Here is an 18,486-nt window from a genome sequence, read left to right on the forward strand (position 1 = left end):
TCCTGGATACGGGCGCCCGCGCCGTCGTTCAGGGAGACCAGCGGAGCACCGGCCGCGATGGCCATGTCCATGATCTTGTGGATCTTCGTGGCGTGGGCCTCGCCCAGCGCGCCGCCGAAGATCCGGAAGTCGTGCGCGTACACGAACACCGTGCGGCCGTGGACGGTGCCCCAGCCGGTGATCACGCCGTCGGTGTACGGCTTCTTCGCCTCCAGACCGAAACCGGTCGCCCGATGCCGGCGCAGCTGCTCGACCTCCTGGAACGAGCCCGCGTCGAGCAGCAGCCCGATCCGCTCCCGCGCCGTCAGCTTGCCCTTGGCGTGCTGCGCCTCGGTCGCCTTCTCGCTCGGGCCGGCCCGCGCCCTGGCACGGATCGCGTGCAGCTCGGCCGCACGGCCGTGGGCGTCCGTGGGCTCGATCGCCGTCAGAGGCCTGTCGTCCACTGCGGTCAAGGGAGTTCCTCCTCGGATGCGTCGAGAGCGTCACGCGCGCCGGGGTCGCCGTGCGCGTGACCGCCGTCAAGGACATGACGGACTTCCACGGGCCGCGGTCGGCCCGTGCGGGATGCGACCGCCGGCGAGGACGGCCTCGGGCGGGAGCCGGCGCACCGTGACGCGGGGCGCGCGGCCCGTCGTCGCGACGGCCGCCGCGTGGCCCGGACCGCACGGCACGTCGAGGACGCTCCAGCCGTCCGGCCGCGGCGGAGCGCCCGGGCCGCCCTCGCCGAGGTACACCTCGGACGTCCAGCCGCCCACGCCGATGCCGGTCCCCTTGAGGAAGGCCTCCTTGCGGGTCCAGAGCCGGGCGAAGCGGGCCGGCCGGTCCGGCGCCCGCAGTGCCGTCAACTCCCGCTGTTCCCAAGGGTGGAGTGCCGACCGGCAGACCTCAACGCGCTCCGGGCGCGGGACCCTCTCTATGTCGACGCCCACCGGGACGCAGGCCAGACCGACGAGGACCTCGCCCCGGCTGTGCGACAGCGAGAAGTGCGGGGCGCCGGGCCCGGCTTCCCGGAGCACCGGGCGGCCGTGCGGCCCCCCGCAGCGCGGGCAGGCCGCTCGGGCGAACTCCAACTCCCTTGCCGACGTGCGCAGATACTCGGCCAGGAGTCTGCGCAGCGCGATGTGCGCGGCCACGTAGAGCGCGCGGTCGCCGGGCAGCCGGAACGCGTCGGCGCGGCGCCGCTCGGCCGGGTCGAGCTCGTCGGACGCGAGAGGCCCGTCGCCGGGCGGCGCCAGCAACCACACCGCCACCTCGCCCTGTTCGGGGTGGGATGCCGAGGCAGGGGCGGGGCTCACCCGGAGCCGCCCCGTACCTCGGCGAGCAGCTCGGCCTGTCGCAGGGTGTCGGCGCGCGGGGCGCTTCCGTCACGGACCGCGTCGACGAACGCGGCGACCGTGGCCGCGACCTGGTCGGCGGGCTCCAGACGGATCTCCTGCCGTCCGGCGCCGCGGTGCAGACCGATCACCGGCGCGAGGTCGGCCGGCGGGGTGAAGGCCCGGTCGACGGTGATCCGCCCTTCGCTGCCCCAGAGTTCGTAACGGGAGGCGTAGGCGTGTTCCATGCCGAAGGTGAGGTGCGCGGTGACTCCGCCGGGGGTGGCGAGCAGCGCCGCCCCCGCCGTTTCGACCTCGCGTCCGGGATGCCGGACGAGACGGGCGCCGACCACGTCGAGTTCGTGTCCCAGGAAGTGCAGCGCGGCCCGCAGCGGGTACAGGCCGACGTCCGAGAGCGCCCCGCCGCCGAGTTCGGCGGAGTAGCGGATGTCGTCTTCGGCGAGCGGGGGGATGGCGAACTCCGCCCGGAAGGAGCGGAGTTCGCCGATCCGTCCGTCGGCGACCAGCTGCCGTACCGCCTCGTGCCGGGGATGATGGACGAACATGACGTTCTCCATCAGGGCCACGCCCCGCTTCGCGGCGAGGTCGAGGAGCCGCTCGGTGCTCTCCGGATCCGTGGTCAGGGGCTTTTCGGCCAGGACATGCTTGCCCGCCTCCAGCGCGGCCTCCACCCAGAGGGCGTGCAGCGCGGCCGGCAGCGGCACGTACACGGCCTGGATGTCGTCGGCCTCCAGCAGTTCGGCGTACCCGTGGACGGGACGGCAGCCGAAACGCAGGCCGGCCTGTCCGGCCCTGGCCGGGTCGCGGCTGGCGATCGCGGCGAGTTCCAGACCGGGCTCCGCGGTGAAGGCGGGGAGCATCCGCCGGAGCGCGATGTCCGCGCAGCCGAGCACCCCGATGCGTACCGGGCCGCTCATCGGGCGTGCGCCGCGGCGGCGTTGAGGCAGGCCAGGAGCGTTCGGGCCTGGACGTTGAGGTAGTGGCCGTGGCGCACGAGCCAGGTGAGCTGGTCCGGTGTGACCCAGGCGTAGCCGGCGGGAGGTTCGGCGGGTACGTCCGACTCGTCGGCGTCGACCAGGAGATACCGGCTCTCGGCGTTGAGGAACCGGCCGCCCTCCTCGGAGTGCACGGCCTCGTACCGGACGCGGTCGGCCGGGGCGTCGAGCACCGTGTCGAGGAACGCCGGGCGCTGTGTCCCGGGCAGGTGAGCGTAGTTGCCGGGGGTGTACTGCACCGTGGGACCGAGCTCGACGGTGTCCAGGAACCCGCCCTCGACCCGGGCGTGGACCAGGACATGGGGGATGCCATCGAACGTGCGGGTGAGGAAGGCGGTGACGCCGAGACCCACCGGCTCGAAGAGCGGCTGGGTCCAGCCGGTGACCTCGCGGTTGCCGGCCTCCACGGCGACCGCGACCACCTTGAAGTAGCGGCCCTCCTCGTGCTCGACGGTCATCTCGTCGCGTCGCCAGCCGGGCAGCCCGGCCAGCGGCACGCGTTCGGCGTGCACGTCGTGCCGGGAGCGCTCGCCGGTGATCCAGGACAGCAACTGGGCGTCGGACAGCAGCGCGTCGGCCGCCGTCTCGGGAACGGGCAGGCAGGACAGGACCGTACGGGAGTCCATGTTGATGACGTTGTCCCGGTGCAGGAGCTCCGCCATCTGTCCGAGGGTGAGCCAGCAGAAGTCGTCGAGGAGCGGTACGTCGTCGTCCGTCAGCACGATCATGTTGCGGTTCGACTTGCGGAAGAACCACGAGCCGTGTTCGGACTGGAGGACGTCGGCGACGACGCGGCCGCGTCCCGGTCCGACGAAGTGCTCCAGATACTTCACGTCCGCGCCCCGGTGGACCTTGGTGTAGTTGCTGCGGGTGGCCTGCACGGTCGGGGACAGCTGGAGCAGGTTCGGGTTGCCGGGCTCCATCTTGGCCTGCATCAGGAAGTGCAGGACGCCGTCGATCTCCTTGCCCAGGATCCCCAGGATGCCGACCTCGGGCTGCTTGATGATGGGCTGGTGCCATTCGGCGTACGGGCCGTCGCCGTACGGGTCGCCCCGCTCGGTGACGTGCAGGCCCTCGACGGTGAAGAACCGGCCGCTGCGGTGGACGAGGTTTCCGGTGGTGTCCTGGAACGACCAGCCGTCCAGGCGGGCGAAGGGGACGCGGTCCACGCGGAAGGCGTTGGCGCGGCCCCGCTCGGCGAGCCAGTCGGCGAAGCCGGCGGTCGCCCGGTGCGCGCCCTGGGTGGTGGCGGCCGACAGGGCGAGCCGGTCCGCCAGCAGCTTCGCGTCTTCGCGCGGTTGAGGGACGAGAGGCAGCATCAGAGGACTCTCCGTGTTCGATGGGTCCGATGGTCCGACGGTCCGGGGCCCCGATGGGCCCGAATGTTTGAGGTGCGGCGCTGCGGCATCGCCCCGGGTGGGCGGCCGCTCGGTGATGCCTCCCGCTCGTCAGACGTACACGGACGCCGTGAAGTCGCCGAGGATCCGGCGGTGGTAGTCGTGGCCGAAGCCCATCTGCGCGACCTGCGGAACCAGGGCCCTCAGCTTCTCGGTGGAGATCACGTGCTGACGGACCCCCGTGTCGAGGTACTCCCGGCGCGCCTCCAGTGCGAGGTCCTTCGCGAGCAGGTCGACTATCTCCTCCACCGGGGCCGCGAATCCCGACGCCACGTTGACCGTCTCGGCCCGCGGGTCCGCGGCGAGCAGCCGGTCGACCACGGTGATGACGTCGCCGACGTCGATGAGGTCGCGGGCCGCCCCGCGGTGCACGCGGACCACTCCCTCCCGCAACTGCCGTACCAGGGTGGGCAGCAGCTGGTGTTCCGGCTGGCCGGGGCCGACCAGATGCCCCAGCCGGAGGATGAGGTGATCGGCCCCGGTGTCGCGCAGCAGTTCCTCCAGGGCGAGTTTGTGCTCGCCGTAGGGGGTGCAGGGCGTCACCGGGACGTCCTCCCGGCCGGGGCCCTCGGCGAGTCCGTACATCCCGGTCGCCGCGGTGGAGAAGAAGAGCACCCGCCGTCCCTCGGCCGCGCAGCGCCGCGCGACCTCGCGCAGCAGCGCGGTCTCGCGGGCGAAGTCGGCGTCCGAGGTGCCGCTCGCCCAGGACACCCCCGCCGCGAGGGCCACGGTGTCCGGATGCCGGGCGGCCAGCGGACGCAGGTTCCGCGCCAGGAAACCGTTTCCCACAATGTCCATACGTCGTCGTCCCGATCTCTAGCAGTGTCTCCAGGGGTGGGAGGGCCGTCCGGCTCAGCCGCGCGCGGCCACGAACTCCTTGACCGAGGCGGTGACGTAGTCCAGCATCTCGTCGGTGAGCGCCGGGTAGACCCCGATCCAGAAGGTGTGCTCGGTGATGAGGTCGCTGTTGGTCAGCTCGCCCACGATCCGGTGCGGCTGGTCGATGTAGGCGGGGTGGCGGGTCAGGTTGCCCGCGAACAGCCGGCGGGTGCCGATCTTTCGGTCCTCCAGGAAGTCCACCAACTCGGCGCGGCTGAACGGCGCCTCGGGGTCCACGGTGATCACGAAGCCGAACCAGCTGGGCTCGGAGCGCGGGGTGGGCTCGGGCAGCAGCAGTCCGGGCACCCCGTCCAGGCCCTCCCGCAGCCGCCGCCAGTTGCGCCGCCTGGCCTCGATGAAGGAGTCGAGCTTGGCCAGTTGGGTGAGCCCGAGGGCGGCCTGGATGTCGGTGGCCTTCAGGTTGTAACCGACGTGCGAGAAGATGTACTTGTGGTCGTACCCGGCCGGCAGCGTGCCCAGCTGGTACTTGAACCGCTTCAGGCACCGGTCGTTCTCGCCCGGCTCGCACCAGCAGTCCCGGCCCCAGTCCCGCAGCGACTCCACGATCCTGGCCAGGGCGAGGTTGCCGGTCAGGACGCAGCCGCCCTCGCCCATGGTGAGGTGGTGCGCCGGGTAGAAGCTGACGGTCGTCATGTCGCCGAAGGTGCCGGTGAGCTTCCCGTCGTACAGCGAGCCGACCGCGTCGCAGTTGTCCTCGATCAGGAACAGGTCGTGCTGTTCGGCGAGTTGGGCGATCTCGGTGACCGGGAAGGGGTTGCCGAGCGCGTGGGCGATGATGATGGCCCGCGTTTTCGGACCGATCGCCGCGGCCACCCGGTCGGCGGTCGCGTTGCAGGTGGTGAGGTCCACGTCCACGAACACCGGGACGAGGCCGTTCTGGAGGATCGGGTTGACCGTCGTCGGGAAGCCCGCCGCGACGGTGATGACCTCGTCGCCCGGCTTCAGCCGACGGTCCTCCAGCGTGTGGGAGGTCAGGGCCGACACGGCCAGCAGGTTGGCCGACGAACCGGAGTTCGTGAGGTGGGCCTTGCGGCGCTTGAGACGGCGGGCGAAGGCGGACTCGAACTTGCGGGAGCTGGTACCGGCGGCGATGCGCATCTCCAGCGCCGCCTCCACCAGGGCCGCCCGGTCGTTCTCGTCCAGGACGGCGCCGGACGGCCAGATCTCGGTGGTGCCGGGGATGAACTCCTGGTTCGGGGACGACTCCCGGTGGTAGTCGCGGACCCCTTCGAGTATCAGGTCCTTGCGGTCGCTCATGGTCGTTTCCCTTCTTCGGCCGGTGCGTCGGCCGTGATCCCGAGTGGAGTGCCGGGCCGGGGGTGCTCCGGCGGCAGTACGGAGGCGAGCAGGTCGCGCAGGGAGTCGTCGAGGCCGCGCAGCGGACGCCAGCCGAGCAGGCGCAGCGCGCGCGAGACGTCCAGGCACTGCCACGGGACGTCGGTGCGGGAGCCCGCTCCCCCGGCCGCTTCGGCCGCCTCGGTCACCGGGAGGTCGAGGCCGCTGAGTTCGATCATCCGGTCGACCAGCGCGCGCATCGGGGCCGCCGTGCCACGGCCCACGTTGATCACCTGACCGGCGACGTCAGCCGCCGGCGCGGTGGCCGCGGCCAGCACGGCCGCGGTGACGTCGTCGGCGTCCACCAGGTCGCGGGCCGCGCGCAGCGCCGGAAGGCGCAGTTCGGCGGCCTTCTCCCCGCGCGCTTCGGCCCGGGCCGCCGCACCGAGATGCGCCGCGACCCGGCCGAAGAGACTGCCCTCGGGCACCCCGGCGCCGATCACATTCGCAAGCCGGAGCACCACACCGTCCACGCCCCGCTCGCTCCGGGCCCGCAGCACGGCCCGAGTGCCCTGGAGCTTGGTGCGTCCGTACGGAGTGACCGGCGCGGGCTCGTAGTCCTCGCCGGTGGCGGCGTCCGGGGCTCCCGCCCCGTACTCGTGGACGGTGCCCAGCTGGACGAGCCGTACCGGCGCTCCGGGCAGCTCCGCGAGCGCCGCGACGACCCGCTCGACCAGTTCGGAGTTGCCCGCGGCCATCTCCGCCTCGTCGGCCCGCCAGGCCCGCCCGGCCGCGTTGACCACGACGTCGGCGCGGGCCTCCGCGAACACCTCGGCGATCTCCCGGGGTGAGGCCGTCACCAGGTCAAGGCCGACGGCCGGCACTCCCGGCGCGGCGACGGGTGCCGGCGCGGCGCGCGAGACCACGTGCACCCGGGCGCCCTGGGCCGCGCACGCCGCGCCGATGCGGCGGCCCAGGAAGCCGGTGCCGCCGAGGACCACGACCGAGAGCCCCGTCACCGGGCGGTGCTCAGGCCGCACGGCTCGGTCCGTCCTTGACGGCCTTCCACCAGTCGGGGTTGTCCCGGTACCAGGCGACCGTGTCGGCCAGGCCCTTCTCGAAGCCGGTCCGCGGCGCGTAGCCCAGCTCCTCGCGGATCTTCGACTCGTCGATCGAGTAGCGCAGGTCGTGCGCCTTGCGGTCCGCGACGCGGCGGATCATCTCCTCGCCCGCGCCGGTCAGTTCCAGCAGCCGTTCGGTCAGGGCGAGGTTGCTGTACTCGTTGCCGCCGCCGATGTTGTAGATCTCGCCCGCCCGTCCCCCGTTGAGCACGAGGTGGATGCCACGGCAGTGGTCGTCCACGTGCAGCCACTCGCGGACGTTGCGGCCGTCGCCGTACAGCGGGACCTGGCGGCCCTCCAGCAGGTTGGTGACGAACAGCGGGATGACCTTCTCGGGGTGCTGGTAGGGCCCGTAGTTGTTGGAGCAGCGGGTGATCGAGAGGTCCAGGCCGTGGGTGCGCCAGTAGGCCCGCGCGACCAGGTCCGAGCCTGCCTTGGAGGCGGCGTAGGGGGAGTTGGGTGCGAGCGGCCACTCCTCCGTCCAGGAGCCCTCGTCGATCGAGCCGTACACCTCGTCCGTGGATACGTGCACGACCCGCTCGATCCCGCTCTCCAGCACCGCGTCCAGCAGGGTCTGGGTGCCCAGCACGTTCGTACGGAAGAACTCGCCGGCGCCCTCCAGGGAGCGGTCGACGTGGGACTCGGCCGCGAAGTGGACCACGGCGTCGTGGCCGGGCACCAGTTCGCGCAGCAGGGCGCGGTCGCACACGTCGCCGCGGACGAACACGAGCCGTTCGTGCGAGGCGGGCAGGTTCTCCCGGTTGCCCGCGTAGGTCAGCTTGTCCAGGGCGGTGATCTGGGCGCCCTCCCAGCCGCTGTACCGGTCGGCCAGCAGGCCGCGCACGAAGTGCGAGCCGATGAATCCGGCCGCCCCGGTGACGAGGATCCTCATGCCGCGACCTCCACTCGGGTGTGGTCTCCGACGACCAGGCGGTGGCGGCCCGGGCCGGTGGTGCCGACGGACGCGGCGCGCCCGATCAGCGAGTTGTGCAGCCCGTGCACGCCGGTGACCGACGCCTCGTCCAGGGCGATGGAGCCCTCCAGCCGGCTGTCGGTCACCGTGCAGTGGCGCCCGATGGAGGTGTGCGGGCCCACATGGCTGTCCCGCAGGACCGTGCCGGCGCCGATGATCGCCGGCCCCTCGATCCGGGACCGCTCGACGATCGCCCCCGCCTCGACCACGACCCGGCCGACGAGCACGCTGTCGGCGTCGACGTGTCCGTCGACCCGCCGGGTCAGTCCGTCCAGGAGGTGGCTGTTGCACTCCAGGACGTCCTCGACCTTCCCGGTGTCCTTCCAGTAGCCGTCGTAGACCCTGGCCCGTACGTCCGCGCCGGAGGTGACCAGCCACTGGATCGCGTCGGTGATCTCCAGTTCGCCCCGGGCGCTCGGCTCGATCGCGGCGACCGCCTCGTGGATGGCGGCGGTGAAGAAGTACACGCCGATCAGGGCCATGTCGCTGCGCGGCTGCTGCGGCTTCTCCACCAGGCGCAACACCTCTCCGTCGGGGCCGAGTTCGGCGACGCCGAAGGAGCGCGGGTCGGAGACCTTGTGCACGACGACCTGGGCGGCCGGCCGCTGCCGGTTGAAGTCCTCGGCGATCTCGACGACACCGTCGGGGAGCATGTTGTCGCCGAGGTACATCACGAAGTCGTCGTCGCCGAGGAATCCGCGGGCGATGGACACGGTGTGGGCCAGGCCGCGCGGCGCGTCCTGGGGGATGTAGGTGATCCGCAGGCCGAACCGGGCGCCGTCGCCGATGACGGCCTCGATCTCGGGGCCGCGGTCACCGACGATCACTCCGACCTCGGTCACCCCCAACTCCCTGACGGCGTGCAGCACATGCACCAGCACGGGTGTGTTGGCGATGGGGATGAGTTGTTTGGGCATCGAATAGCTGAAAGGCCGCAGGCGGGTTCCAGATCCGCCGGCGAGCACCAGAGCCTTCATCGAGAGGTCCTCTCGGTTCGTGTATTCATGCCTGTTCGAGCGCGTCGAGCACGCTCGCGGGCGAGGGCATGGCGGCGATCTCCCGGGAGAGTCCGCGGGCCCGTTCGCCGTATGCGTCGTCGGTCAGCAGTTCCTGGCAGCAGTCCGCGATCGCTTCGGCCGAGTCCTCGCCGGGCAGCAGCGTGAGCGCGGCCCCGAGGTCGGCGACGCGAAGGGCGGGCTTCTCCAGCACGGCACCTTTGGGGATCAGCAGTTGGGGCACACCGGCGTTCAGTCCGGTCAGTGTGCTGACGCCGCCTCCGTGGTGCACGAGCAGATCGCAGGTGGGCGCGACCACATCGAGCGGCGTCCAGCCGGCCCGGACTTCCGGCAGTTCCTCGCGCAGGGCCTCGGCGACCGCCTCGGGCGCGGCGACGATCAACTCGACGTCCCAGGCGGCGACTTCCTTGGCGAGGCCGCGCAGGAAGTCGAAGTTCTTGTCGTAGCTCTCCCTGGCGACCCGGCTGCCGGAGGTCACCAGGACGCGGCGGCGCTCGCCGCGGCCGTACATCCACGGTTCCAGTCGTCGCTGGCCGTTGGCCGGAACGTAGCGCATCTGCCGGGCGGGGGCGGCCCCCGGCGGCCGCAGGCTCGGCGGGCAGATGTCCACGAGGACATCGGGGTCGGGCAGCCGGACGAGTCCGAACTCCGCAAGTTCGGGGCCGAGTTCGGTGTCCGCGCCGGGGTGGATTCCGTCGGCCTCGATGGCGTCCCAGGTCTGGCGCACATGCGGTACGCCCAGATGCAGGGCGAGCAGCGGGGCGACGTAGCTCATCGTGCCGCCGACGATCAGGTCGGGCCGCCAGGCACGGCAGAACTCCAGCATGCGCGGAAGGCTCGAAGCGGCCATCCGCGCGAACCAGCGCCCGGTGAACAGGGCCTGTTCGGCCGGGTCGGAGGGGATCGCCTCGGGTTCGCCCGCGCGGTCCAGGGTGATGAAGTGCCGGATGGGCAGGTCGGTCGTCGCGATGCCCGGAAGGCCCGAGGACGTGATGACCGGCACCATGTCGTCGTTCGCAGCCATGACCACCTGGTGGCCCGCGTTGCGGGCGGCGGTGGCCAAGGGGGCCAGGGCGAAGACGGTGGCCGGGCTGCCCGCCGCCACGAAGAGCATTCTCACGGCGTCCCCGCCTTGCTGAATCGGGGCAGCAGACCTGCCCGTGCGGCCTCGGCCACGGTCGGCGCCTTCGCGTCCTTGTCCGAGATGAGAGGGGTGTCGGGGCAGTTCCAGGGCAGATCGAGCTCCGGGTCGAGCGGGTTGACGTCGATCTGGGTGCCCGGCACATAGGTGGTGGAGACGACGTAGCAGATGCAGGCGTCGTCGCTGAGCGCGAGGAATCCGTGACCCACGCCCTCCGGGACGTAGACGGACCGGCCTGAGTCCGCGGTCAGTTCGTTGACGTGGTGCTCGCCGAACGTCGGGGAGCCGATCCGCAGGTCCACGACGATGTCGCGCAGCGCGCCGCGGACGCAGGTGACGACCTTGGCCTGGCCGGGCGGGATGAGCACGCTGTGGATGCCCCGCAGGGTGTGCCGTCTCGACACGGAGTAGTTGATCTGCTGGGGCCGGAAGGCGGCGCCGGTGGCGCTCTCCAGCGCGTCGCTGCGCAGGGACTCGTAGAACGTCCCGCGCTCGTCCGGGATCTGGTCGGGTGTGATCAGGAAGGTCCCGGGCAGGGTCAGTTCCTCGATGTGCACGGCAGGCTCGCCTCTCTGGGTTCCGTGTGCGCTTCCGCGAGCCGTTCCAGACCGGCGGCCACGGCGGCCGGGGACGGCATGGCGGCCATCTCCGCGGCCAGGCGGCGGGCCGAACGGGCGTGACGCGGGTCGGACAGCAGCTCGTCCAGTGCCTGTCCGACCAGCCGCGGGTCGTCCTGCCGCGCCGCCGTGTCGAAGGACAGTCCGGCACCGGTCGCGGTGAGCCGGTCGGCCAGCGGGAAGTGGTCCGCCAGCTGGGGCAGCACCAGTTGGGGCAGTCCGAACGCCGTGGCGGTCATCGCCGTACCCGCGCCGCCGTGGTGCACGACCGCGTCACAGGTCCCGAGGAACAGGTGCAGGGGCAGCGGGTCGACGGCTGTCACGTTCCCGGGCAGCGGTCCGACCGCCGACCGGTGCCGTTCCGGCAGCGTGACGAGGATCTCGGCGTCGGACCGGGCGGCGAGGGCGTGCAGCAGGCCGCGGACGAAGCCCTCGCCGTGCAGCGCCGGTGTGTTGCCGAGCGAGACGGCGACCCGCCGCCGCCCGGCTCCCGGGCCGGGGTCCGACCGTACCCAGGCCGGCGTCACGGCTCCCCCGCTGTAGGGCACGTAGCGGATCGGCACACCCGCATCGCCGTCCGGCAGCCGCAGCGACGGCGGGCACGGATCGAGCAGCACGGTCGGGTCCGGCAGGCGGGCCGGGTCCGGACGCTCGGCCGGGTCCTGCGGCACGGCCGACTCGACGCGTACGGCCGACTCGGCGCCCACGGCCGACTGGGCGCCCGCGGCCGACTCCCGGACGAAGCGCCGGGCGGGGCCGGAGATGGCGTCCACCGTCCAGCGGTGGTGCACCACCGGCACGCCCAGCCGGGCGCCGATGATCAGGGAGCAGTACTCCAGCGGGTCGGCCAGGATCAGCTCCGGTCCGAACTCCTCGGCCGGAGCCGTGTACCGGTCGAGGAGCGCGGTGGCGTGGGCCCACCACAACCTGCCGTATCCGCCGAGCAGTTCGGGGGCCGGACGGGGTCTGGCCTGGAGGGGCCGCCGCTCCCCGGGCAGATTCCTCAGCAGCATGGCGTCGACGTCGAAAGGGTCGCCCACGCCGACGCCGGTGAGTCCGCAGTCCCGGACCGCGCCCAGGACATCGGGCTGGCCGAGGACCCGCACCTCGTGGCCGGCCGAACGCAGCGCCCACAACAGGGGTACCAGGGGCAGGAAATGGGACGGTACAGGGGTGGCGATCACCAGTACGCGCATCTGACGGACAGTCCTCTCCGGCCGCACCGGCCTCTTCGGGTGGTCAGCGGCGCTCGGCGGTCAGGCGCTCCAGCAGGGGGACGACGTCCTTCGGCGCGGGCGCGGAGAGCATCTCGTCGTACAGACGGCGCGCGCCGAGCGAGAACGACGGGTCCTCCAGGAGCCGCACGAGCTGCTTGTGCAGTCCCGGGACGTCCAGGCTCTCGGGGTCGGCGACCAGACCCGCGCCCATGTCCTCGACGTACCGGGCGGTGACCATCTCGTCCCACATGGGCAGCGGCACCACGAGCTGGGGCACCTGATAGGCGACCGCGGCGGAGAAGGTCCCGCCTCCGCCGTGGTGGATGACCGCCGAACTGGTCGGCAGGACCTGGTTGAGCGGCACGTACTCCAGCGTGCGGACGTTGTCGGGCAGGGTGCCGGCCGCGGCGAGCTGCTCGCCGTTGAGGGTGGCGACGACCTCGATGTCCAGCGCGGACACCGACTCGAAGAACTCGCGCATCGGGAACCCGCTGTACTTGCCGAAGATCTTGCGGCGGCTCACCCCCAAGGTCAGTACCACGCGCGGGCGTTCGGGCCGGCCGTGCAGCCAGGCCGGGAGGGGGGCCGCGCCGTTGTAGGGGACGCGCCGCATGGGCACGTGGGTCAGCTCGACCGGCCGCCGCATCCTGGACTGGGTCAGGTCGAGGGTCCACTGGCCGAGCAGCATCTCGTCGCTGAACTCCAGCCCGTGGTGCTCCAGTACGGGGCCGTACCAGCTCAGCCAGGGATGCTCGGTCAACTCCGCCTTCGGGTCGGCCAGTTCGCGCTTCGTCCGTTCGTGGATCAGCGCGATGTTGTCCATGCCCCAGACCAGGCGGGCGTGCGCGGCGCCGGTGACCCGCGCGGCGATGGGCGCGGGGAACATCAGCGGGTCCCACAGCACGAGGTCGGGTTTCCACTCGCGGGCGAAGTCGACCAGGTTGTCCAGCACGGGCCTGCGGCCGCCCGGTTCCGCGGGCTCGGGGTAGTGCATCCTCAACATGCCGCCCAGGACCGTTCGGGCCGTGCGCCAGCCCTCGGACTCCTCCGGTTCGCACGCGTCGAAGGCGAGGGTGGGGCGGTCCGGCTTGGCGTCCCCGGTGTTCTTGCTCAGGGCTTCCGGCAGTTCCTCCGGCGATCCCAGCGGTACGGCCGTGAGCCCGGCCGCGCGGATGTTCGCGATCACCCCCGGGTCCACGACGCCCGCGTGGCTCGCCACGACGACCTCGTGCCCGGCGCTCTGGAGCGCCCAGGCCAGCGGCACGACGGGATACAGGTGTGCCGTCGCCGGAAAGATGGTGAACATGACACGCATCGTGGGACTCCGTTCGTGTTCGGTTGTGCGGGGACGCGAGGACGTGGACGGGCACGGCCCGCGAGGAGGTGGAGCCCGGGGCGGTCAGGGCGCGGTGTCCGCCCCGCGGGTGCGGGCGGTGCAGGCGACGAGCGCGCCGGTCGTGGACAGGGCGGTGAGGAACCCCAGCGCGGTCTCCCGGCCGGTGTCGAGCGCGGCGGCCGTGACCGGCAGAGCCAGCACGGCGCCCAGTTGTACGGCCGTCTGGTAGACGGGCACGGCCGAAGCCCGGTGCTCGGCCGGAATCCCGGCCGTGGCCTGGAGGTTGAGGGCGGCGAAGGACAGCACGAATCCGGCCTCGACGAGCAGCAGCGCGGGCAGCACGCCGGTGGCGTACGTGCCTGATCCCGCGGTCAGCAGCGCGGTCACGCAGCCGAGCGCCGCGGCGCAGCTTCCCGCCCTGATCAGCCGTTCGGTGCCGAAGCGCCCCACCATCCGGCCCGCGAAGGGCAGCGCGAGCGCCAGCGGCAGACAGGCCGGCAGGAGCGCGAGCGCCGTACGCCAGGAACTCCACCCCCACGGGTCGTGCATCCGGTGGACGAGCAGCATCAGCAGGCCGAGATAGGTGCCGTTCAGGGTGGCCGCGCAGACCGCCGAGCGCCGGAACGGGCCGTTGCGCAGGTGCCGTGCCAGGGCGGCCCCGAGTGGTGCGGCGGGCGCGGGCCCGTCGTCGCGCGGGATGAGCCGGAACCCGGCGGCCAGCAGCACCAGGGCGACCGGGGCCGGGAAGACCGGGTTCCAGCGCCAGCTCAGCGCGGTCAGCGCCCCCGAGCACAGCAGTCCCGCCGTGAAGCCCGCCGCCCCGAAGAGCGAGTACACCGACACCGCCCGGCGCCGCTCGGCTCCCGGGCGGTACGCGGTGCTGATGATGGCGAGCCCGGTGGGCGCGGTCATCGCGGCGCACATGCCCTTCACCACCCGGGTGGCGATCAGCACGGCGGCCTGGTCGGTGAGACCGCCGGCCACCGAGACGGCGATGAACACCGGCAGCGCGGCCAGGTACACCGACCGTCCGCCGCAGCGGGCGACGAGCCGGGGACCGAGCAGCAGCAGGGCCGCGAAGCCGGCGGCGAAGCCGCTCATCACCCACTGGCCGCCGAACGTCGACAGACCGAGGTCGCGCTCCATGGCCGGCAGGGCGACCAGGACGACGGAGACCTCCAGGGCGTCGATGAGCATGGTGCCGGCGAGCACGAAGAGCAGGGCCCTGCGTCCGGCGTCGGTGCGGGGCGCGGGGTGTGCGGAGAGCGTCGTCATGCGCTTGGCCGTCCGCCCGCTCAGCCGAGCAGGGTGCCGCCGCTGGCGTCCAGGTAGGAGCCGGTGATCCAGCGGGAGTCGTCGCTCGCGAGGAAGGCCACCACGTCGGCGACGTCCCGGGTGTCGCCGACCCGGCCGAACACCGAGTAGCCCGCCATGGCCGCCACCGCCTCCGGGTCGTCGAAGACCGGTGTGCCGTTGTCGGTGATGCCGGGGCCCACGCTGTTCACGGTGATGCCACGGGGTCCGAGGTGTTTGGCGAAGTGCAGGGTGAGCTGGTCGATCGCGCCCTTGGTCATCGCGTACGCCACCTCCTGCGGGTTGGCGACCCGGGTCAGTCCCGAGGAGATGTTGATGATCCGGCCGCCGTCGGGGAGGTTGCCCAGGGCGCGCTGCACGAGGAAGTACGGCGCCTTGGCGTTGACGGCGAAGAGCCGGTCGAACGCCTCGGGCGTGAGGTCCTCCGGGGCCACGCCGCCCATGACTCCGGCGTTGTTCACCAGGATGTCGAGCGTGGTGACGCCGGTGCGCTCCTTCAACTCCCTCTCCAGGGAGAGGAACAGCTCGTGGACGTCGCCGGGGACGCCGAGCTCGGCCCGGACCGTGAAGGCCCGGCCGCCCTCCTTCTCGATGGCCGCGACGGTCTCGGCGGCGGCCTCGCCGTTGCTCGCGCCGTGCACGGCGACGAGCGCGCCCTCGCGGGCCAGCCGGAGCGCCGTGGCCCGGCCGATGCCACGACTGGAGCCGGTGACGAGCGCGGTCTTTCCGGTCAGTTTGCCCATGGTGTTCCTCCTGTACCTGGTGTGCGTGTCCGTGGTGGGTCCGTCCGTGCTGTGCGTGTGCGTGGCGGGCCTGCTCGTGGTGGGCCTGTCCATGCTGTGCCCGTCCGTGCTGTGCCTGTCCGTGGTGTGCCTGTCCGTGGTGGGCTGACGCGTCGGTCCGGGAGCGTCGTGCGCGGCCGGGCCGCCGCCGTCGAGGCCGCTGATCATCGCGGCGAGGTGGCGGCGGGCCGCCGGGATCCCGAGCAGTTCCCGGAACACCGTCCGTACGCCGTCCACTTCCGGGCCGCCGAACAGCAGGTGGGCCTGCGCCTCGATGTTGCCGAGCACGCGCGCGCCCACCGGGTGGCGGACGGAGTGGTAGGTGTCGAGCAGGTCGTCGCCGGCCCGGCCGGCGAGCCGCGCGGCGAGCTTTCCGCCGAGGTCCGCCGCGTCCTGGAGGCCGAGGTTGAGGGCCTGCCCGCCGACCGGCAGCTGCGCGTGGGCGGCGTCTCCGGCGAGGAACACCCGGCCGATGCGGTAACGCGCCGCCTGGCGACGGGTGTTGTGGAACGCGTTGAGCCAGAGCGGCCGGGCGCCCGCGAGGTCCTCGCCGGTGACCCGGGCCCACACCGCGCGCACCTCCTCGAAGGCGGGGGTCTTCGCGTCGCCGGAGACCCGGCCGAAGGCGTGCACCATGACGCGGGTGACACCGTCCGGTCCGCGGCGGGCGTTGGCCACCCCGAGGAGGTGCCGCTCGAAGCGCCGCTCCCGCAGGTCGACGCCCGTCAGGTCCGCGCGCAGCAGTTCCTTGGTGGGGCCGCTCCCGGGGAACGCGAAACCGGCCAGCCGCCGCACGGCGCTCTCCTCGCCGTCGCAGCCGACGACGTACGCGGCGCTCAGCCGCAGCCGCTCCCCCGCCGGGGTGACCGCGACGACGTGCACCCGGTCGGGTTCCTCGGACAGGCCGGTCACCGTGTGGCCGCGCCGCACCACGGCCCCGAGGCCGGTCGCCCGGTCCGCGAGTACGGCCTCCACGCGGGTCTGCGGCGCCTTCCACTGACCTGCGTACGGGCTGTCACCGGCCTCGGTCAGATCGAGGGGGATTCCGCCGAAGTGGCCGGGCCCGGCATCGGGCGGCGGCCCGAGAGGCGCGACCAGGTCCCGCGCGTGCAGCAGTTCCATGGTGCGGGCGTGCAGGACCGAGGCCCGCGATTCCGTCGTGGGCGCGGTCAGGCGCTCCAGCACGATCACCCGCGCCCCGCCGGAACGCAGTTCCCCGGCGAGCAGCAGACCGACCGGTCCCGCGCCGACGACGACCACATCGGTGTCCAGGGCGGCCATGGTCAGCGCCGGTTCTCGGCGTGGTCCTTGGCGTGGCCGAGGGTGGCGCGGCTGTTGGCGCTCAGAGCGCCGCGGACGTACTCCCGGGCGTCGGCGACGCTCGCGTCGGAGCCCAGAACCGCGGCGATGTTCGCCGTGTTCAGGACCACGGTGTGCTGCGAGGTCACGGCAACCCCGCCGGCGTTCTCCGCGAACGTCCAGCGGCCGGTGTGCAGGGTCATGAGCGCGGGCAGGGTGACCTGCTTGTACGCGATCGTGTGGTGCGGGAAGACCACCCGGTACGACTTCGTGGTGTGCGTCGAGCCGTCCTTGGCGCGTGTGTCCATCTCCAGCACCTGGAGCCCCGGGGTGTCCTCCGAGAAGCGCACGGAGGCCACGTGCGGCAGCCGCTCGGCCCACAGCCCGGCCTCGTTGACGAAGTCGTAGGCGTCCTTGGCCGCGCCGGCGATCTGCACCGTGTCCTCGAAGGAGAAGGTGATCTCCTCGGAGGCGTGGGCCAGTTCGACGTTCGCCTTCAGCGCGGCCAGCTCCGAGCGGGAGTTGCGGTCGACGGCCTCGTCGATCCACTTCAGTCCCTCCGGGGCGTCGTCGACGGCCCGGTAGTCGTGCAGCAGCCGTACCCGCGACGAGGTCCCGGAGAGCGGCTCGATGATCCAGGTGCCACCCATGGCGGCGACCGGCGGGGTGGAGATCTCCTGGCGGAACGTGATCCGCAGGTTCGCGGGGTCCAGGGTGCGGCGCGAAGTCCAGTTCTTGGCCTCGCCGTTGGCGGTGGCCCAGATCCGGATGCGTTCCTCCGCCGCGCCCCCCTCGACACGGTCGCCGTGGTCGACGTGGTCCACGTACAGGGTGGGCGGGAAGATCCGCGGCCAGTTCTCCACCTCGGCGATCAGCCGGTAGACGGCGGCGGCCGGGGCCTCGACGGTGACGGTGTGCTCGACCTGACGGGTCGTCATCGTATGGTCTCCTGCGTGTCTCAGAAGTTGCCCAGGCCGCCGCAGACGTTCAGCGCCTGGGAGGTGATGGAGGCGGCGGAGTCGGACGCCAGATAGCCGACCAGGCCCGCGACCTCCTCCGGCGTCGAGTAGCGGCCGAGCGGGATCTTCGCCTGGAACCTCTCGAGAATGGCGTCCTCGCTGGTGTCGTACGCGGCGGCGTAACCCTGGCGGACCCGCTGCGCCATCGGCGTCTCGACATAGCCGGGGCAGACCGCGTTGACGGTGATCCCGGTGGGCGCCAGCTCGTTGCCGAGCGCCTTGGTCAGGCCGACCACTCCGTGCTTGGAGGCCGAGTAGGGGGCGCCGAGCACCACGCCCTGCTTGCCCGCGGTGGAGGCGATGTTGATGATCCGGCCGCGGTCCTTGTCGCGCATGCCGCCCGTGGTGAGCACCTCGCGCGTCATCAGGAAGACGCTGTTGAGATTGGTGTCGATGACGTCGAACCAGAGGTCGTCGGTGATGTCGGCGGTGACTCCGCCGCCGGAGCGGCCCGCGTTGTTGACGAGGACGTCGATCGTGCCGAAGCGTTCGACCGCCTGGCGCACGAAGCGCTTGACGTCCTCGGCCGAGCGGACGTCGCAGGGGACGCCGTCGACCTCCAGCCCGTCGTCGAGGAGTTCCTTGACCGTACGGGTCACACCGTCCTCGGTACGGGCGCAGAGGAACACCCGGTGGCCCTGCTCGGCCAGCAGCCTGGTCACCGCCAGGCCTATGCCGCTGGTCGCGCCCGTGACGAGGGCGACCTTCGGGTTCTGCTGCGTCATGTCTGTCTCCTGGAGAGGGAAAGGG

17 protein-coding genes are annotated in these 18,486 nt (G+C 72.3%); all 17 read right to left on the reverse strand.

Features of this window, described 5'->3' with window-relative positions; all coding sequences use genetic code 11:
• Nucleotides 1–452 (reverse strand): carboxyl transferase domain-containing protein (locus ACZ4AA_RS13540; protein WP_467600396.1); only part of this gene is annotated, 452 nt, incomplete at its 3' end.
• A 66-nt stretch (nt 453–518) separates the two neighbouring features.
• Nucleotides 519–1,295: a 4'-phosphopantetheinyl transferase family protein gene (locus ACZ4AA_RS13545; protein WP_467600399.1), complete on the reverse strand. Its 777-nt coding sequence runs from the start codon at nt 1,293–1,295 to the stop codon at nt 519–521.
• Entirely contained in the window at nt 1,292–2,251 is a 960-nt protein-coding gene (locus ACZ4AA_RS13550) for a Gfo/Idh/MocA family protein (RefSeq protein WP_467600402.1), read from the reverse strand. The genes ACZ4AA_RS13545 and ACZ4AA_RS13550 overlap by 4 nt, the downstream gene beginning before the upstream one ends.
• Nucleotides 2,248–3,648, reverse strand: coding sequence for an NDP-hexose 2,3-dehydratase family protein (locus tag ACZ4AA_RS13555; RefSeq protein ID WP_467600405.1), 1,401 nt, complete (start codon nt 3,646–3,648; stop codon nt 2,248–2,250). The genes ACZ4AA_RS13550 and ACZ4AA_RS13555 overlap by 4 nt, the downstream gene beginning before the upstream one ends.
• A 129-nt stretch (nt 3,649–3,777) precedes the next feature.
• Complete coding sequence (locus ACZ4AA_RS13560; protein WP_467600408.1) at nt 3,778–4,524, reverse strand: NAD-dependent epimerase/dehydratase family protein; 747 nt, start codon at nt 4,522–4,524, stop codon at nt 3,778–3,780.
• Between the two features lie 54 nt (nt 4,525–4,578).
• Nucleotides 4,579–5,883 (reverse strand): lipopolysaccharide biosynthesis protein RfbH, encoded by a 1,305-nt coding sequence (gene rfbH, locus ACZ4AA_RS13565; RefSeq protein WP_467600411.1) that lies wholly within the window; start codon nt 5,881–5,883, stop codon nt 4,579–4,581.
• On the reverse strand, nt 5,880–6,941 hold the full coding sequence (locus tag ACZ4AA_RS13570) for an NAD-dependent epimerase/dehydratase family protein (protein ID WP_467600414.1): 1,062 nt from the start codon (nt 6,939–6,941) through the stop codon (nt 5,880–5,882). Before ACZ4AA_RS13570 ends, rfbH begins: the two co-directional genes overlap by 4 nt.
• Nucleotides 6,931–7,914 carry a dTDP-glucose 4,6-dehydratase gene (gene rfbB / locus ACZ4AA_RS13575; RefSeq protein ID WP_467600417.1) on the reverse strand — a complete coding sequence of 328 codons (984 nt, stop codon included), beginning with the start codon at nt 7,912–7,914 and terminating at the stop codon, nt 6,931–6,933. Before rfbB ends, ACZ4AA_RS13570 begins: the two co-directional genes overlap by 11 nt.
• Entirely contained in the window at nt 7,911–8,972 is a 1,062-nt protein-coding gene (locus ACZ4AA_RS13580; RefSeq protein ID WP_467600420.1) for a glucose-1-phosphate thymidylyltransferase, read from the reverse strand. Before ACZ4AA_RS13580 ends, rfbB begins: the two co-directional genes overlap by 4 nt.
• A gap of 25 nt (nt 8,973–8,997) precedes the next feature.
• Complete coding sequence (locus ACZ4AA_RS13585; protein WP_467601348.1) at nt 8,998–10,125, reverse strand: nucleotide disphospho-sugar-binding domain-containing protein; 1,128 nt, start codon at nt 10,123–10,125, stop codon at nt 8,998–9,000.
• A gap of 2 nt (nt 10,126–10,127) precedes the next feature.
• Nucleotides 10,128–10,709 carry a dTDP-4-dehydrorhamnose 3,5-epimerase family protein gene (locus ACZ4AA_RS13590; RefSeq protein WP_467600423.1) on the reverse strand — a complete coding sequence of 194 codons (582 nt, stop codon included), beginning with the start codon at nt 10,707–10,709 and terminating at the stop codon, nt 10,128–10,130.
• Nucleotides 10,691–11,965 carry a nucleotide disphospho-sugar-binding domain-containing protein gene (locus tag ACZ4AA_RS13595; RefSeq protein WP_467600427.1) on the reverse strand — a complete coding sequence of 425 codons (1,275 nt, stop codon included), beginning with the start codon at nt 11,963–11,965 and terminating at the stop codon, nt 10,691–10,693. Before ACZ4AA_RS13595 ends, ACZ4AA_RS13590 begins: the two co-directional genes overlap by 19 nt.
• Before the next feature lie 43 nt (nt 11,966–12,008).
• On the reverse strand, nt 12,009–13,292 hold the full coding sequence (locus tag ACZ4AA_RS13600) for a nucleotide disphospho-sugar-binding domain-containing protein (protein WP_467600430.1): 1,284 nt from the start codon (nt 13,290–13,292) through the stop codon (nt 12,009–12,011).
• Nucleotides 13,293–13,385: 93 nt separating this feature from the next.
• The gene (locus ACZ4AA_RS13605; protein WP_467600433.1) at nt 13,386–14,597 is read right to left on the reverse strand and encodes an MFS transporter; all 1,212 of its coding nucleotides are present in this window, start codon (nt 14,595–14,597) and stop codon (nt 13,386–13,388) included.
• A gap of 20 nt (nt 14,598–14,617) precedes the next feature.
• Nucleotides 14,618–16,699: an SDR family oxidoreductase gene (locus ACZ4AA_RS13610; RefSeq protein WP_467600436.1), complete on the reverse strand. Its 2,082-nt coding sequence runs from the start codon at nt 16,697–16,699 to the stop codon at nt 14,618–14,620.
• 2 nt (nt 16,700–16,701) lie between these two features.
• A complete protein-coding gene (locus tag ACZ4AA_RS13615) occupies nt 16,702–17,655 on the reverse strand; it encodes an aromatase/cyclase (RefSeq protein ID WP_467600439.1) in 954 nt (317 codons plus the stop codon).
• A 20-nt stretch (nt 17,656–17,675) separates the two neighbouring features.
• The gene (gene fabG / locus ACZ4AA_RS13620) at nt 17,676–18,461 is read right to left on the reverse strand and encodes a 3-oxoacyl-ACP reductase FabG (protein ID WP_467600442.1); all 786 of its coding nucleotides are present in this window, start codon (nt 18,459–18,461) and stop codon (nt 17,676–17,678) included.
• Nucleotides 18,462–18,486 lie beyond the last annotated feature (25 nt).

This window comes from Streptomyces sp. NPDC024698 (assembly GCF_055559015.1).

Coding starts and splice junctions, on each gene's coding strand:
- ACZ4AA_RS13580 (WP_467600420.1), bottom strand. CDS start 8,972: ATGAAGGCTCTGGTGCTCGCCGGCGGATCTGGAACCCGCCTGCGGCCT.
- ACZ4AA_RS13560 (WP_467600408.1), bottom strand. CDS start 4,524: ATGGACATTGTGGGAAACGGTTTCCTGGCGCGGAACCTGCGTCCGCTG.
- fabG (WP_467600442.1), bottom strand. CDS start 18,461: ATGACGCAGCAGAACCCGAAGGTCGCCCTCGTCACGGGCGCGACCAGC.
- rfbH (WP_467600411.1), bottom strand. CDS start 5,883: ATGAGCGACCGCAAGGACCTGATACTCGAAGGGGTCCGCGACTACCAC.
- ACZ4AA_RS13615 (WP_467600439.1), bottom strand. CDS start 17,655: ATGACGACCCGTCAGGTCGAGCACACCGTCACCGTCGAGGCCCCGGCC.
- ACZ4AA_RS13555 (WP_467600405.1), bottom strand. CDS start 3,648: ATGCTGCCTCTCGTCCCTCAACCGCGCGAAGACGCGAAGCTGCTGGCG.
- ACZ4AA_RS13610 (WP_467600436.1), bottom strand. CDS start 16,699: ATGGCCGCCCTGGACACCGATGTGGTCGTCGTCGGCGCGGGACCGGTC.
- ACZ4AA_RS13605 (WP_467600433.1), bottom strand. CDS start 14,597: ATGACGACGCTCTCCGCACACCCCGCGCCCCGCACCGACGCCGGACGC.
- ACZ4AA_RS13595 (WP_467600427.1), bottom strand. CDS start 11,965: ATGCGCGTACTGGTGATCGCCACCCCTGTACCGTCCCATTTCCTGCCC.
- rfbB (WP_467600417.1), bottom strand. CDS start 7,914: ATGAGGATCCTCGTCACCGGGGCGGCCGGATTCATCGGCTCGCACTTC.
- ACZ4AA_RS13550 (WP_467600402.1), bottom strand. CDS start 2,251: ATGAGCGGCCCGGTACGCATCGGGGTGCTCGGCTGCGCGGACATCGCG.
- ACZ4AA_RS13585 (WP_467601348.1), bottom strand. CDS start 10,125: ATGCTCTTCGTGGCGGCGGGCAGCCCGGCCACCGTCTTCGCCCTGGCC.
- ACZ4AA_RS13600 (WP_467600430.1), bottom strand. CDS start 13,292: ATGTTCACCATCTTTCCGGCGACGGCACACCTGTATCCCGTCGTGCCG.